Origin of the sequence: Candidatus Filomicrobium marinum (genome assembly GCF_000981545.1) — a bacterium.
Classification (GTDB): domain Bacteria; phylum Pseudomonadota; class Alphaproteobacteria; order Rhizobiales; family Hyphomicrobiaceae; genus Filomicrobium; species Filomicrobium insigne.
On sequence record NZ_LN829119.1, the window covers coordinates 2,461,176 to 2,475,148 of the forward strand.

Annotated in this window: 15 protein-coding genes and 1 tRNA gene; 5 read left to right on the forward strand and 11 right to left on the reverse strand. The window is 56.1% G+C overall.

The features are described from left to right. The first annotated feature begins 13 nt into the window (after positions 1-13). On the forward strand, positions 14-490 hold the full coding sequence (locus YBN1229_RS11545) for an Lrp/AsnC family transcriptional regulator (RefSeq protein ID WP_046479173.1): 477 nt from the start codon (positions 14-16) through the stop codon (positions 488-490). Here YBN1229_RS11545 and YBN1229_RS11550 read toward each other — a convergent pair. From YBN1229_RS11550 to YBN1229_RS11560, 3 genes are read right to left on the reverse strand one after another with little or no spacing between them, the layout of a single operon-like run. Further along, positions 485-1,843: a sensor histidine kinase gene (locus YBN1229_RS11550; protein ID WP_046479172.1), complete on the reverse strand. Its 1,359-nt coding sequence runs from the start codon at positions 1,841-1,843 to the stop codon at positions 485-487. The genes YBN1229_RS11545 and YBN1229_RS11550 overlap by 6 nt on opposite strands. Continuing rightward, positions 1,840-2,505 (reverse strand): response regulator transcription factor, encoded by a 666-nt coding sequence (locus YBN1229_RS11555; RefSeq protein ID WP_046479171.1) that lies wholly within the window; start codon positions 2,503-2,505, stop codon positions 1,840-1,842. The genes YBN1229_RS11550 and YBN1229_RS11555 overlap by 4 nt, the downstream gene beginning before the upstream one ends. Next, positions 2,505-2,825 (reverse strand): PepSY domain-containing protein, encoded by a 321-nt coding sequence (locus YBN1229_RS11560; RefSeq protein WP_082101112.1) that lies wholly within the window; start codon positions 2,823-2,825, stop codon positions 2,505-2,507. Before YBN1229_RS11560 ends, YBN1229_RS11555 begins: the two co-directional genes overlap by 1 nt. A 122-nt stretch (positions 2,826-2,947) precedes the next feature. Between YBN1229_RS11560 and YBN1229_RS11565 the strand changes: the two genes are divergently transcribed. Beyond that, positions 2,948-3,223, forward strand: coding sequence for a PepSY domain-containing protein (locus tag YBN1229_RS11565; RefSeq protein WP_046479170.1), 276 nt, complete (start codon positions 2,948-2,950; stop codon positions 3,221-3,223). An 88-nt stretch (positions 3,224-3,311) separates the two neighbouring features. On the opposite strand, the gene YBN1229_RS11570 is transcribed toward YBN1229_RS11565, so the two are convergent. The 3 genes from YBN1229_RS11570 to mnmA form a co-directional block, all read right to left on the reverse strand. Next, positions 3,312-5,417 carry a methyl-accepting chemotaxis protein gene (locus YBN1229_RS11570; RefSeq protein WP_082101113.1) on the reverse strand — a complete coding sequence of 702 codons (2,106 nt, stop codon included), beginning with the start codon at positions 5,415-5,417 and terminating at the stop codon, positions 3,312-3,314. 732 nt (positions 5,418-6,149) lie between these two features. Next, positions 6,150-6,226 (reverse strand) — tRNA-Met (locus YBN1229_RS11575). Positions 6,227-6,350: 124 nt separating this feature from the next. Further along, a complete protein-coding gene (gene mnmA / locus YBN1229_RS11580; protein WP_046479169.1) occupies positions 6,351-7,538 on the reverse strand; it encodes a tRNA 2-thiouridine(34) synthase MnmA in 1,188 nt (395 codons plus the stop codon). 407 nt (positions 7,539-7,945) lie between these two features. On the opposite strand from mnmA, the gene YBN1229_RS11585 reads away from it, so the two are divergent. Continuing rightward, positions 7,946-8,224, forward strand: a complete 279-nt coding sequence (locus tag YBN1229_RS11585; RefSeq protein WP_046479168.1) for a DUF1153 domain-containing protein — start codon at positions 7,946-7,948, stop codon at positions 8,222-8,224. Positions 8,225-8,315: 91 nt separating this feature from the next. Here the strand turns inward: YBN1229_RS11585 and YBN1229_RS11590 are convergent, their stop codons facing one another. Together YBN1229_RS11590 and YBN1229_RS11595 are read right to left on the reverse strand one after the other, a co-directional pair. Next, the gene (locus YBN1229_RS11590) at positions 8,316-8,894 is read right to left on the reverse strand and encodes a hypothetical protein (protein WP_152025020.1); all 579 of its coding nucleotides are present in this window, start codon (positions 8,892-8,894) and stop codon (positions 8,316-8,318) included. A 172-nt stretch (positions 8,895-9,066) separates the two neighbouring features. Continuing rightward, positions 9,067-9,447: a hypothetical protein gene (locus tag YBN1229_RS11595; protein WP_046479166.1), complete on the reverse strand. Its 381-nt coding sequence runs from the start codon at positions 9,445-9,447 to the stop codon at positions 9,067-9,069. Between the two features lie 713 nt (positions 9,448-10,160). On the opposite strand from YBN1229_RS11595, the gene ctrA reads away from it, so the two are divergent. Together ctrA and YBN1229_RS11605 are read left to right on the forward strand one after the other, a co-directional pair. Beyond that, positions 10,161-10,856, forward strand: coding sequence for a response regulator transcription factor CtrA (gene ctrA / locus YBN1229_RS11600; protein ID WP_046479165.1), 696 nt, complete (start codon positions 10,161-10,163; stop codon positions 10,854-10,856). A 124-nt stretch (positions 10,857-10,980) separates the two neighbouring features. Continuing rightward, a complete protein-coding gene (locus YBN1229_RS11605; RefSeq protein ID WP_046479164.1) occupies positions 10,981-11,628 on the forward strand; it encodes an MBL fold metallo-hydrolase in 648 nt (215 codons plus the stop codon). 84 nt (positions 11,629-11,712) lie between these two features. Here the strand turns inward: YBN1229_RS11605 and YBN1229_RS11610 are convergent, their stop codons facing one another. From YBN1229_RS11610 to YBN1229_RS11620, 3 genes are all read right to left on the reverse strand, one after another. Further along, a complete protein-coding gene (locus YBN1229_RS11610) occupies positions 11,713-12,069 on the reverse strand; it encodes a hypothetical protein (protein ID WP_046480655.1) in 357 nt (118 codons plus the stop codon). A 186-nt stretch (positions 12,070-12,255) separates the two neighbouring features. After that, positions 12,256-12,756, reverse strand: a complete 501-nt coding sequence (locus YBN1229_RS11615; protein WP_046479163.1) for a hypothetical protein — start codon at positions 12,754-12,756, stop codon at positions 12,256-12,258. A gap of 304 nt (positions 12,757-13,060) precedes the next feature. After that, positions 13,061-13,810, reverse strand: a complete 750-nt coding sequence (locus tag YBN1229_RS11620; RefSeq protein WP_046479162.1) for a hypothetical protein — start codon at positions 13,808-13,810, stop codon at positions 13,061-13,063. Positions 13,811-13,973 lie beyond the last annotated feature (163 nt).

Below are 13,973 nucleotides of genomic sequence, written 5' to 3' on the forward strand. Positions count from 1 at the left end.
GAAATGGTGGAATATGCTAGAGCGTTTGGATGACTTCGACCGTCGAATTCTCAAGATATTGCAGACAGAAGGGCGGATGCCGAACTCCGAACTCGCCGAACGTGTCGGCCTTTCGCCAACCCCCTGCTTGCGGCGTGTTAAAGGGCTTGAGCGGAGCGGGGTTATAAAGAGCTACCGCGCAATCCTTGATCGAAAGAGCGTCGGCCTCGGATTGACTATACTCGTAGGAATCAAGGTTGACGGTCATCGAGATGACAATGCTCAGGCAATTCAGAAAGCGCTTTGCGCAATGCCGGAAGTGATCGAGTGCCACCTCGTATCCGGCGAGACTGACTTCCTGCTTCAGGTCGCCGTTCCGGATCTCGAGAGTTATGAGAAGTTTTTGCTTGGGACGCTCTTGAAGCTGCCCATGGTGAAGGATATTCGCAGCAATGTCGTGATCCGGACGGTCAAAGAAAACGTGCCGTTGCCGCTTCCGGATCGACTATGAAGTTTTCGCACTCTTGAGGCGTAACTCAACAGCGAATGCATCTGCGCGAGGCGTGAAGCCGAGCGTGCCGTGCCAAGCTTCTGCGATATCTGTAGCGATCGCGAGGCCCAGCCCAGATCCGGGGCCAGACGTATCCACCCGTTCTCCACGCTTGAGTGCGTCCGGCATTTTGTCTTTAGGAATGCCAGGACCGTCGTCACTGACGCGAATGGTAATGCCGCCCGCTTCTTTCATGGCGGTGATGGTGACCTGCGAACGGGCATACCGTGCTGCATTTTCAACAAGGCATCCTAAGGCTTCGGCGAGATCATCGGTGTGAATTTTCGCAACGGTGCCTGAGGGCACGTCAACGAGCCACTCCAGGTGCTCCCCGTCAGGAGAGCGTCTGAGAACATTGGCAACCTGAGTGGCGACGCTCTTCACATCCGCAACGGCGTCCATGCGGCGTCCTTGCAAACGCGCACGTGCCAGTTGCCGGTCGACATGCCGTTGCATCATGCGCGCGGCGGTCTCTAGATCCTCGGCTAACTCGGCGTCTCCCTTGGCTTTGAGACGTGCGATGCCGCCGAAGATGATTTGAAGTGGCGTTTTTAAACCGTGTGCCAAGTCCGCTGCCCGTGTGCGCGCAACCTCGATCTCATCGTCGCGCTTGTCCAGGAGTGAATCGATCTCACTTGCCAACGGCCGGACTTCGTCAGGAAACTCTGAACCGAGCCGAGCCTGGGCACCGGACTTGATACTTGAGATTTTCTCGCGAATTGACGCGAGAGGACGAAGCCCAATGGAAACCTGTATCCACGCCGCGGCGGCAAGCATGATGCCCAATGTCACCAGCAACGGGATCAAGGCATTCGCAAATCGCCAGACAGCGGCCTGCACCTCCGCCTCGTTGATTGCCACGGCGAAGTAAGCTTGTTCGCGGCCGAGCCGTGCCGGTAGCTCCACGCGCTTTTGAAGGAGATAAAGTTCTTGGCCGCCGGGGCCAGCCACCCGATGGTGGCGAGATTCCTGGTCGATCTGCTGTTCCCGCGGCAGTGTCAGCTTGAAATCCCACAAAGACCGCGAGCGGAGTACGCGGTGTTCCGCCCCGAATTCCACCTGCCAGTACAACCCTGAAAGCGCCTTCTCAAACCGCGGATCTTTCGGCGTGCGGGAAAGTGTTAGCTCGCCGGAGGTTATTTTCTCGACGCCGGCAATGAGTTGATCAAGCTGCGCGTTTAGCTCGCCGTCGATCCACGCCTTTACGTGCCGTTCGAAAAGCAGGGAAAGCACTAAGGCTGAAATAACAAGTGCGGTGGAGATGTACGCTGCGGCAGCGATAAGCAATCGCCACCTGAGTGATCGGGCGGTCACGACGCTTCATCCATGATGATGTAGCCGTAGCCGCGTCGGGTTTCGATCGAGCCTGTCCCGAGCTTCTTGCGCACGCGCATGATCGCGGCCTCAAGTGCATTTGTTTCGCGGCTGTCGTCATCACCGTAAAGGTGTTCGAGCAGTTCCGTCGTCGAGACTACCCGCCCCTTGTTGTGCACCAGGAACGAGACCAGCCGATATTCCAGCGGAGTAAGAGAAACATGCGCATCGTCCACGAGGACCCGCATTTGACGCGTGTCGACTCTGATTCGGCCAGCTTCAATCACAGGACTACTAATGCCACGGGAGCGTCTGATGAGTGCCCGCGCCCGCGCGATGAGCTCCTCCATTTGGAATGGTTTCACAAGGTAATCATCGGCGCCGGCATCAATGCCTTCCACGCGTTCCGGCCAAGCCCCGCGCGCGGTAAGAATTAATACGGGCATGTCGCGGCCGGCAGCGCGCCATCGCTTCAAAACACTGAGGCCGTCGATTGTTGGCAGACCCAAGTCGAGCACGACGAGACTGTAGTTTTCCGTATCGCCCTTGAACCAGGCTTCCTCGCCGTCGGTCGATACGTCGCAAACGAACCCAGATGAACCAAGCGCCGTCGTTATGTCTGCTGCGATCCGAGGCTCGTCTTCTACGACAAGTATGCGCATCAGTCATCGTCTTCGATCTTGAGAATATCACCTGTCGAGGCGTGAACCTCGACCTCCTGGACCCGTCCATCAGGTCTCAGAATTTTAAAATCATAGACGATTATCCCGTCATCGTATTCCAGTTCTGTCTCCAGAATATCTCCGGGAACCTCCACACTCACCTTATCGACGATCTCTGCGAGCGGCAGGATCCTCCCGGATTCAACCAGACGGCGGGCCTCCTCGTGTCCGATGTCGTCGGCAACAGCGGTCCCAACCCCGGTAAGCAGGACGGGGCCACAAACAAGAAGCGTGAGCAGGATTTTTAGAGGATGCGGCATCAGAGCATTTTCCACTCTTGAAGCTGACAGAACGCTGACAGCGTCGGTCAGGGCGCGGTCAGTGCGCCTTTGCAATGTTGCAGGGACGGGCAACGAGCCCAGCAAAACAGGAGAACTTATAGATGAAGCATCTCATCGTTGCAGCCGCCCTTGCAGCAACTCTGGCAAGCGCTCTTCCCGCCGCCGCCGACTGGAACGGCAAGCGCCTCAATGTTCCAAGGGATCAGTGGCTTTCCCCTACGCAAATGATCGAGAAGCTCTCAGCGCAAGGGTACACGGTCCACGAAATTGAATCCGACGATGGCGCTTATGAGGTCGAGATGAGCAAGAACGGCACTCGGATCGAAGTTCATGTTCATCCCGCCACGGGAGAGGTTCTCGTGGGGTATGACGACTAAGGTTCTTACGAGGCCCTGATTGGACACACAAAGGCCGCCCAAGGGCGGCCTTTGCTGTTTGATGTGTAAGAGAGAGCGAAAAAGAGGCTTAAGCAGCTTCCAGGCCGGAGATGAAGTCCCGCATATCGCGTTGCAGTGCATGCGAGCTCTTTGCGAGTTCCTTGGCCGAGGAAAGAACCTCGCTCGAGGAGGTGCCGGTGCTCTCAGCGGCATCGCGAACCGTATCGACGCTGCGGCCGACGAGGTCAGCGCCCTGCGCCGCCTGCGAGATGCTTCGCGCGATTTCGGATGTCGCCGCCTGCTGTTCCTCAGCGGCCGCCGCGATCGAGCTCGCGATCTCGTCGACCTGTTCGATGCGCTCCCCGATGGCCCGGATTGCACTCACAGCACCGGTCGTTGCTTGTTGAAGCTCGCTGATCTGCGAGACGATTTCATCAGTCGCGCGGATCGTTTGGTTCGCAAGGTCTTTCACCTCGCTGGCCACAACAGCAAAACCACGACCGGCTTCACCTGCACGAGCAGCCTCGATTGTGGCGTTCAACGCGAGCAGGTTGGTCCGCGCGGCAATGTCATTGATGAGCGCGACAACGGTCTCGATCTTTTCAACCGCAGCAGACAACGTCTGCACGGTGCTATCCGTCATGCGTACATCTTCAACGGCTTTGCGGGCGGTCCTGGCCGTCTGGCCGATTTGCATGCCGATCTCGCTCGCCGAGGAGGCAAGTTCTTCCGTCGCAGCCGCAACAGCCTGAACGTTTGCGCCGGTTTCCTTTGCGGATTCGGAGAGAACGCTTGACTGATCACTGGTTGATCTCGCCGTGTTGGACATCTCGTTTGCCGTAGTTTCCAGCTGGCTGGAAGCTGAGACGAGGGATTCCACTAGGCTGCTCACCTTGGAGTCGAAGTCCTTGGCAAGTTGCGACATGGCTTTGCGCTTGTCTGCTTCCGCCTGCGCCCGCAGGCGTTGGCCTTCTTCCTCGAGGCGAGCCCGCTGGATGGCGCTCTCCTTGAAGATTTCGACAGCACCTGCCATCGCACCGATTTCGTCTTTGCGATCCGCACCTGGAACTTCGATCATCAGATCGCCTTCCGCCAGACGGCGCATCGCGTCTGTCATCTGACCCAAAGGATGTGTGATGCGGCGTTGAACGATCACAAAGCCTGCGGCGCCAAGGAGGAGTACAAAAACGAGAACGCCACTTTGAACCATCAATGTGTATTGAGCTTCCCCATACTTACGTTCAGCGTGTTCCTGGGTCAGCCGCATGGCCGTGTCAGCAACAGCGGTCAAAGTGTTAAGTGCTTTGATGCTGGTTGCATTCATGGTGTCGTTCGAAATCGTTGTGGGAACGCCGTTGGAGAGTTCCTCGAAAGCAGTCTTCCAAACGCTTTCATAATAGTTCTGGAACACCTCTGTATCGGCCGTCTCTACGGCAGCCTTCAGTTCAGCCGGCACACCGCGACGCGAGATAAGCTCTTTAACAACAGACCAATTGACGAGAGCCCGGCCGCGCAGATCAGCGATTTTACGGTCAAGTGCCGGCGTCAACGCCTGCTTGGTGCGAGCTTCGGCCAGCGCCGTGCGACCAAGGCCGACACCGTCGCGGGCGAGCCAGGCGGCCTGCTTCACCGCCATAAGCTCCGCGATCTGCACGTCACTCATGCGCACTTCGGTCGCCAGTGCGATCGACATCTTTTCAAGGCGATCGATAACGTCCGTGGCGACCGTATTAAATTCCTGAGCAATGCCAGCCGGCCGTTCGGAAAGCGCCACCTTCAGAGCAGCATCCGAGCGCTTCTGCATGGTTGCCAATCTTTCAAGGCTACCTGGAAAGCCGGTGAAGATTTCCGTTTGTCCGTTGGTGCAGTCGATCTCTGCGCAAAGCCGCAGAATATCGGCGACAGCCGGATTTACTTTGGCGCGCGCCGCATTCAGCGTTGCGAAATAGCTATCCGAAGTCGGTGCCTCGGCTTGGAGCCGGACCCGCGTCGGGCCGCGTTGGATACGATTGTTTTGGAGCGCTATGAAGACGGCTTGTCCGGCCTCTGCAACTCTAACCACCCGCTGGCTCTCTCTCAGCTGGTTGATGTCATTGTGTATTGGAATTGCCAATGTGGCGATTGCAATTATGACCATCGTTCCGAAAAGAAGTTTCAGAACGGTACCTATGGTAAGCGTTCGAATAGAACTCATTATTGGCCCCCACCCCAAAATAGCCGGCACGGAACGGCCGGTATCATTTCCCGGAAGAAAAATTACTTTGAAGAAATGAACAATTACCTTCTGTGCACAGAATGGATTTGTTTCATTTGGTTGGGAGCGATGGGGAATATGAAAAATAATTCCGCGAATCTTGCGCGCTATAGGGAGGGAACGTTTTAGTGATGTTAGTCCGTTAATATGAGAATGAAACGTGAATCTCTGTCGAAAAGTGCATGCGATCCAAAGAAAAAATAGCACCTCTGTCACCGAACACGTTTAAAGCCTGAGTTCGGGAGTTGTCAGAAAGTATGCAATACGAAAGAGGTAAGCCGGCTTTTGGCTCGGGTCCGGAATTTATTCAAGGCGAGAAAAATTTGACGCTGCAACGATTGAGAAAAAATGAAAGAACGCCTTTGGGTGCTTTGCTCTCGGCGAGGGGGAGGAAACTCTGAAGATGACACCATTCCCAGTCTCGGACCGCCTTGCTGGCGCGCTGCGCAGGATACTAAAAGTGGAGACGCTCCATATTAGGAAACGGGGGGAATTCGGCTCGTCAATGCATCGATATTTCATTGCCGGAAAGGCGGCAGCGAAATCGGGCAGGCTTCATGCGTATATATAATGTGATGACGATTGCGGCCGCAAAGGATGCAAAACCGCGATATGCGGGCGCGTGCCACCAAGCGGCGGCCTGACCATGACTTCCAGATTTGGGGTGTTGGATGGTAGCGGAGGAGGGACTTGAACCCCCGACACGCGGATTATGATTCCGCTGCTCTAACCAGCTGAGCTACTCCGCCAAAGCCAGGATGTAACTGATTGGATCATCCCGTGCAAGAGGCTGTGCGCATCGGAATGCACGCAATCCAATTTGTGGCGTTGGAAATTACCAGAATACGCGAACCGAATGCCCCGGCTATAGGCTCAGGCTGGCCGTGCCAGCGGCACGTCGTCGTTGGCGGATTTTGTCGCAGAGATCCAGCCGCCGCCCAGAATCCGCGCATCATTACCGGCATCGGAGTAAAAGACGCAGGCTTGCCCCGTTGCGATACCGCCTGCTGGATCGGTCAGTACAACAGAAACCTCTCCATTATTATCGGCGGACAGCACGGCCGGCTGGGGCTGTTGCGTTGAACGCACCCGCGCATGGATGGTCAAGCCCTCGCGAGCAGCCTCTTCCAGAATACCGTCGCCGATCCAGTTGACGTTACGCAGGACTATGCGTCGGGTATCAAGGTACGAACGCGGACCGACAATAACCTCATTTCGCCCAGCATCTAGCCGGATGACAAAGAGGGGCTCCCCGAATGCGACGCCAAGACCGCGGCGCTGGCCCACGGTGTAGTGGACAATACCCTGGTGCTGCCCCACCCGGCGGCCGTCCACGTGCACGATATCGCCCGGTGTCATGGCTTCTGGCTTAAGCCGTTCAATGATGTCTGAGTACCGGCCGCTTGGGACGAAGCAGATGTCCTGGCTGTCAGGCTTGTCGGCGACCGGCAGATCAAGATCACGGGCCAGAGTGCGCACATCTGATTTTGGCAGGTCCCCTAGTGGGAACCAAAGCTGCGCCAGTTGCTCCCGGGTGGTCGTAAACAGAAAATAGCTCTGGTCGCGCTCGGCGTCGCGCGCACGGGCGAGTTCGGGGCCGGCCGGCCCTTCCCGGCGTCGGATATAATGCCCGGTGGCAAGGGCGTCGGCACCGAGTTCGCGTGCCGTATCTAGCAGATCGCGGAACTTGATCTGGCTGTTGCAATTGACACAGGGGATCGGGGTCTCGCCGGCAACGTAGCTGTCTGCGAACGAAGCGATGACCGTGGCGGCAAATCGATCTTCATAATCGAGAACGTAGTGCGGAATGCCAAGCCGGGACGCGACATTGCGCGCGTCCTGAATATCCTGACCAGCACAGCACGCACCCTTGCGCCCCACAGCAGCGCCGTGATCGTAAAGCTGAAGTGTAATACCGATAACCTCATGGCCCGCTTGTGTAAGCAGCGCCGCAACAACCGATGAATCGACGCCGCCAGACATGGCAACCACCACGCGGCGACGTTCCCCAACGTTTAAGCTGGGACGATCAGAAGTGGAGACGGTTGAATTTGCGGTCATTAACACTTCATTGATAAGATGAGGACTGAATCCAGTGACTCAAGTCACGGACACATAGTTGAAAATCGCGGACAAGTTCCGCGCACTCGCAGTTGCGCGCGGCGCTCACTATGCCCGCATCGCGGCTGGGAAGCAATTTAGGTTTGCGAGCGCACGCAATTCAAGAGGCAGGCAGCCGCAGCTCGCAACAAGAGTTATTGTGCCAAATGTCCAAGGATATCGGCGCCGATAACTACTTAGGGTCATTTGTTTAGGATTTCTACGTCAAGGTTAATGGTCGGGCGAATACTAAAGGGACGGCTGTTTATGCTATTTTTACATAAGGCTTTAGTCGGAACTTAATCGAGATCGGCTATAAGGATTTTAGGCGTCATAAAAAGTGTAACGAGTACAGAGTAACCAGTACCATGACAGAACAACAGATGCGCGCCCGCGTGCGCTACGTAATCGGACCCGACGGTAGCCCTCTGACGGTTGCCGATCTTCCTCCAAAGGACACCAAGCGTTGGGTCATCCGTCGCAAAGCGGAAGTTGTTGCCGCTGTGCGTGGTGGTCTGCTCAGCATTGAAGAGGCGTGTGACCGCTACAAGTTGACGGTCGACGAGTTCCTCTCCTGGCAACGCTCGATTGACCGGCATGGCTTGCCGGGTCTGCGCGCCACCCGCGTGCAAGACTACCGCGACTGATCCCCCGGGCTAGTAATCCCCCCTCCCCTAGCCCCCAGAGCGGTGCGTCCCCAGGGCGCTCCGCTCTTGGCTGCGATTGAGGCGGGCTGCTCTATTTGCGTTTATTTTTCGACTTGGGTGCTTTGTCCTGCCCGGCTGCAGCTGTTGCGCCCCACCCCGCCTTCACCCCGCCTTCGACGCATCCCTCTTCATCAGCGGCCCATCGGTAAACATCCTGACTGAGGTTGTCGCCAATACTTGCTGGCAGCTGCTTATTGTTGGCGGATACTGTCGCTGTCTCACCGATTGGCTCAATCTGGATCTCAAAGGCAACCCGCCCGGGCTGATTGGGAGCATCTTTGATGCGCTCGTGAATCAAAATCTTACTTCCCCCGCCCTGGTGTTCCGGCCGTGCCTCGGCTTGGAACAGGTACTGAGTACGTAACGGGCCGTAGCCGCCGAGCCAGCAGGTTAGGACACCACGGGCAATGCGTGTGTAAATCTCGGTCGGCGAACCGGTTGGTTGCTTCATCCCTTTGGCAAGGGCACTCGCTGCATTGGGAATGGCTGAAAGTGCGCCCGTGGTCCCAGACGTTAACACCGACGTGTCAACCGGCCCGTTTCCGGCGCAGCCGGTGAGCGCAACGCAAAGGCTTATGCATGCGAACAAACCTCGGGTAGATCCCGTCATGCCGATCGTTACCTGACCGTTTAAAAAACGAGGAGCTAAGAGCTGTCTCCCGCCGGAGAGAACGTTGTTTCAATGTCATAAAAAAAACGTGGGGCGCAAGGCCAAGTGGCCCGGCACCCACGCGTTTGACTGCATAACTATGTTAAATGTAGGAAAGGCGCGCTGATTGGGATCAGCGTGCCGCCATTCCTGAATGGCGTTCGGGACGCTGTGGCTCACGCAGGCCAACCTGGCTCTCGCCAGATGAAACGCGCGTGAGTTGTTCCATGGCTTCGTCGCGCTCGCGCTGAGCTGATTCAAGCTTGATGCGCAACTCGTTAGCCGATGAATTTAAGTTGTCACGACGAAGAGACGCCGACTTCGCAAACGTGGAGTAGGCATAATGTGCCGTGTCCTTGACGCCGGTACGTTCTTCTTCGGCGCGGATCTGGCGGTCGAGATCGCCCGCCATGCGCTCAAATTCTGCAATCATATGCTGAAGATCGACAACCTTACGGGCCTTTTCATCAGCCTCAAAACGCTTCAGGCGAAGCGCAGCATCACGTGACTTCATGGTTCGATACCCCTAACTCTTTCGACCATTCGCCAGCTTCGACAATCAAAAAACATGCCAGTCGAGATAAAGCTCGACTGAAGTCTCCACACAATCTGTTAACCTGCTACTATAGCGGGAAAACGTCAATATGAGATCGGCGCGCTAGCGTACAATATGATGTGTAGCACATGCTATTTAACGTTGCGCTAAAACAACGCTTGACGGATCTAATTAACTGGGAACGTCCCGAGACTCAGAAATATGAATCTGCGGTCTAGGGGCCGGTCGCGAATAATGCTAACTGTTGATAGTGCGCGTTGTGGGGTAGTCAGCGGCCGAATCGAAAGGTCCGGCATTGCGCCGAATGGCGTGAAGCTTGGATTTGAGCCGTCCATAGGCGGAGTGTATCCGCTCGACCTGCCAGCCCGAATTAGAGTTCCCTGTGTACCTGCAAGAAACCGGTGGTCTTCACTTCGTGTCTGCGGAGCGGTGATTCAGCGGGCGCTGGAGTATTGCGCGAAGCAGGCAAGGTCACAGGTGTTTTGGAGATTCGTTGATGTCTTGTGAGCAAATTGTCGAGAGTTCGACGGGCAGCCTCAAGACAAAATTAGGAATTGTTAAACTTCTAATGCTTAACGTCCTAAAGAGGATTTAGCTAGAGATCGAAGTTTGCGTGCTCTGCATTAATTGAACTGCGGCGCTGGCGGCGGCCGGAGAAGAGAGGAAATAAAATGCGGGTGCTTCTGATCGAAGACGACAGTGCGACTGCGCAAAGCATTCAGCTGATGCTGCAGTCTGAAGGTTTCAACGTCTATACGACGGATCTTGGCGAGGAGGGAGCAGACCTCGGCAAGTTGTACGACTACGACATTATCCTTCTCGACATCAATCTTCCAGACATGTCGGGTTACGAAGTCTTGAAAGCTCTGCGTGTAAGCAAGGTTTCGACGCCGATCCTGATCTTGTCCGGCTTGGCCGGCATCGAAGACAAGGTTCGGGGCCTCGGCTTTGGCGCTGACGACTACATGACGAAGCCCTTCCATAAAGATGAGCTCGTGGCGCGTATCCACGCCATCGTCCGGCGGTCGAAGGGTCATGCGCAGTCCGTTATCGAGACGGGAAGCCTCAAGGTTAACCTCGACACGAAGACTGTAGAGGTGAACAGCCAACGCGTGCATTTGACGGGCAAAGAATATCAGATGCTGGAGCTGCTCTCCTTGCGCAAGGGGACCACGCTGACCAAAGAAATGTTCCTCAACCACCTTTATGGTGGCATGGACGAGCCCGAACTGAAGATCATTGACGTCTTCATTTGCAAACTGCGCAAGAAACTGCAGACGGCAACCGGCGGTCAGCACTACATCGAAACCGTCTGGGGACGTGGTTACGTGCTGAGAGATCCTGACGACGAACATGCCGCAGCCTGATCGCGCTGATCGCAGCACCTGAGACTACTCAAAACGGGGTCCGAAAGGCCCCGTTTTTTTGTTCTTATCGGCAAAATGCTTTAGGAAGGGCGCGCCGAAACTCAGCCCGAAAGGCCCAGCCAAGATGACAGATACGAAGCCATCGCTTAAAGCCGCAATTCTGCAGGTCACGCCATTTCAGCAGAATTGCTCGCTGATTTGGGATGAGGCAACCGGTGTCGGCGCCGTCGTGGACCCTGGTGGCGACATCGACCGTATTGAAGACGCGATCTCAGAAGTGGGCATGAAGCCAGAAAAGATTTTGCTGACCCACGGTCATATTGACCATGCTGGCGGCGCAGACGAGCTTCGCGAAAAGCTGGGTGTGAAGATCGAAGGTCCCCACCGGGCCGATGAATTCCTGCTTCAGGGGCTGGAATCGCAGGGACGCGAGTACGGCTTTTCGGCCCGTAATGTCACACCTGATCGATGGCTGTCGGAAGGGGACCAGGTCACCGTTGCAGGGCATAACTTCGATATCATGCACTGCCCCGGACATTCGCCAGGTTCTGTCGTGTTTATCAACCAGCCCCATAAGTTCGGGCTATTTGGCGATGTCCTGTTCAGGGGATCAATTGGCCGAACGGATTTTCCCTATGGCGACCACGATGCGCTGATTTCAGCAATTAAAACGAAGCTGCTGCCGCTCGGAGACAACTTCGCGTTCATTTGCGGTCATGGTCCGGGCAGTACAATCGGCCTCGAACGCAACGCGAATCCGTTCCTGACCTGAACGGGAGCACTATAGGCCCCGGGAGTGGCGGGGCCCTGTGCAAGGCGTGCATAGCACCGGATCACAGATCCGGTGCCCTACGGCTCAGTAACGACCTCTAAACTGGAGGCAAAGCAAACCGCACTCCTGCGACAACCCCTGCTCGCCGTTGGCTCGGCCTTCCCAGAAGTCGACAGTCTCGACGCGGAGCGTCTCGGAGCAACTGCGGCGGCAGTATTCCCATGTGCCTCCGGGGAGCCGCACTTGCGGGCCGAGCCGCGTGAGACGCACGGGGCCTGAGACGGTGCCGTTGCCGAAGTTGCTTTCGGCCACGACGTAGCCTTTGCTGAGGTCCTCGGGGAGGCGCCCGATCCGGCCGGCTTCTGCGCTCTGCGGCAGGGCTGACACGACACTTACCAATAGGCCCGCGCACATCAGGGCGAAGCGGTTTCCAAATGACATCGGAAGCTCTCCAGGGTCTAGGGTCGCGGGCACAACACGCCGCATGCCAAACATGGCAACGAAGAATGAAAATAACATAACGGATTCCGGACAGGGAGGGGTTCCAGGGGACCTTCTGCCCGACGGCAGAGTTCATGTGGCCCTGTGGCACCGATATTGCCAATCACAGCGGCGTTCTACGGCGGATTAACCGCCTTGACGCTTCAAGTTGATCTTGACGGCGCTAAGCCCCGAGCCGGATCCAGCAGTCGAGATCGAGACGTTTTGCTGGTTGTTGCTGAGGGAGACCGACATGGATCCCGTAATGGCGCCGTTGATTGATAACTTGATTGATGCAGGGTTTGCTGTTCCAGTCACAGCGCCAGTCGCATTGAACGTCCGCTCTTCCCAGGTCCCGGAAACGGCGCCGCCGGAATAGGTCAAGCCGGCACGCATTTCGATCTTGTTCGAAGGATTGGCGCACCGGATGGCCACGTTGAGGTCTGTTCCCTCCTGACGCGAGGTGTAATACGCGCGGCAATCGATCCGCTCGCTTTTGCCGCTATCGAGTTTGACCGAACCCGAGCCGCTCCAAGTGCCGACATATCCGTTCAATGGATTAGCCGTAGCCTGCTGCGCGAAGCCGAGCAATGCGATTGACGCCGACATCAAGACGCCGCCAATCAGTCCAGACGTCGAAAGTTTCATTCTGATCTCCGCTCCCGGTTTCGGCGCGGAATAATAAGGTTTCTGAGCCAATTGACGAGGTCCTGCGGGTCACACTGATTTTACGGAGAGTGCGAGCTGAGGCTATCGATCTGAAAGATCTCACCAAATTGGATTCTTACTTCAGCTCTATTCGATTGTGCCTAACGCCCTTATAGCTAGCAAAGATAGAACTCGTGCAACCCCTGGGAGTTGTGTGCAGGCGCGCGGCGCAAAACTTATGCTAGGGCAAGATTCTAACGACAACGGAAAGATCTGCCCTCGTGTTGACTTTTAGCGTTTGATTTTAGTGGGCCTGTCCCGGGGTCAGTTCGGTGAGCGCTTCGTGCAATGGCGCACTTGAAATCGAAATCAAGCCGCCCTGAGATTCGTCCATTTCCATAATCAGGAACACGGAGCCGGCTAACACAACAGCGCACAGCGCGATGATGGAAAGCACGGTGGTATTCCGCGGGGCGAAGAGAGCATTGCCGAAAAATATTATGGCGAGCCACAAGATGAGAAGCGCCAAGAAGGGGATTGGCATGGTGCTGTCGACGTCGTCGAGTAGAAACCAGCGTGTCTGCGCGATCTCATTTGTTACGTCGAGCGCTCTGCTTTTGAGCCAGGATTGTGCATCCGTGGTCGGCACAAGGCTGCTGAGTTGCAATTGAACCTGGTCGATCCCTACCACCAATTCAGTGGGTTTCCGGCTTTTTTCGAACTGGGCGAGTTTGCTTGCAACGGCCTTCCGCAACAGGGCGCGCAAATCACGGGTTTCGGGGCCATAATGAGACATCAATCGATCGAGGAGAATGACCTCCGCCGAAGCATGTCGCCATTCCGTGTCCTTCGTATCGAACGAGGTTTTTGCCGAGAATACGAGAAATCCGAGCACGACCGCTGCGAGCAGACCGTTCAATTCAAGAAACGAATGAATGGCCCGCTGAGACTCTTCAGTCATGTGATGTTTGGGCAGAACAGTCGCCAAAAACAGGCCGAGTAATGCCGCGCAAAATGTGAGCGCAAACACAATCAGAAACGCAACGACGGGCATGAATGAGCCCTCGGACTGAACGACAAATGTGCGAGGTCAGCTTCCGGCGGATCCAAGGATAATCAATAACTGTACGAAATGTGCGACCGCCGTCACGGACGCAAATTGAATTCAATTAATTTAAATCTCCAACCGCGCCGCCGCACGCGAAGTTCCAAAGTGT

What these genes read in the sequence shown, in the direction of transcription:
- YBN1229_RS11545 (WP_046479173.1), top strand. Translation starts at nt 14, where the DNA reads ATGCTAGAGCGTTTGGATGACTTCGACCGTCGAATTCTCAAGATATTG.
- YBN1229_RS11555 (WP_046479171.1), bottom strand. Translation starts at nt 2,505, where the DNA reads ATGCGCATACTTGTCGTAGAAGACGAGCCTCGGATCGCAGCAGACATA.
- YBN1229_RS11560 (WP_082101112.1), bottom strand. Translation starts at nt 2,825, where the DNA reads ATGCCGCATCCTCTAAAAATCCTGCTCACGCTTCTTGTTTGTGGCCCC.
- YBN1229_RS11565 (WP_046479170.1), top strand. Translation starts at nt 2,948, where the DNA reads ATGAAGCATCTCATCGTTGCAGCCGCCCTTGCAGCAACTCTGGCAAGC.
- YBN1229_RS11570 (WP_082101113.1), bottom strand. Translation starts at nt 5,417, where the DNA reads ATGAGTTCTATTCGAACGCTTACCATAGGTACCGTTCTGAAACTTCTT.
- mnmA (WP_046479169.1), bottom strand. Translation starts at nt 7,538, where the DNA reads ATGACCGCAAATTCAACCGTCTCCACTTCTGATCGTCCCAGCTTAAAC.
- YBN1229_RS11585 (WP_046479168.1), top strand. Translation starts at nt 7,946, where the DNA reads ATGACAGAACAACAGATGCGCGCCCGCGTGCGCTACGTAATCGGACCC.
- YBN1229_RS11590 (WP_152025020.1), bottom strand. Translation starts at nt 8,894, where the DNA reads ATGACGGGATCTACCCGAGGTTTGTTCGCATGCATAAGCCTTTGCGTT.
- YBN1229_RS11595 (WP_046479166.1), bottom strand. Translation starts at nt 9,447, where the DNA reads ATGAAGTCACGTGATGCTGCGCTTCGCCTGAAGCGTTTTGAGGCTGAT.
- ctrA (WP_046479165.1), top strand. Translation starts at nt 10,161, where the DNA reads ATGCGGGTGCTTCTGATCGAAGACGACAGTGCGACTGCGCAAAGCATT.
- YBN1229_RS11605 (WP_046479164.1), top strand. Translation starts at nt 10,981, where the DNA reads ATGACAGATACGAAGCCATCGCTTAAAGCCGCAATTCTGCAGGTCACG.
- YBN1229_RS11610 (WP_046480655.1), bottom strand. Translation starts at nt 12,069, where the DNA reads ATGTCATTTGGAAACCGCTTCGCCCTGATGTGCGCGGGCCTATTGGTA.
- YBN1229_RS11615 (WP_046479163.1), bottom strand. Translation starts at nt 12,756, where the DNA reads ATGAAACTTTCGACGTCTGGACTGATTGGCGGCGTCTTGATGTCGGCG.
- YBN1229_RS11620 (WP_046479162.1), bottom strand. Translation starts at nt 13,810, where the DNA reads ATGCCCGTCGTTGCGTTTCTGATTGTGTTTGCGCTCACATTTTGCGCG.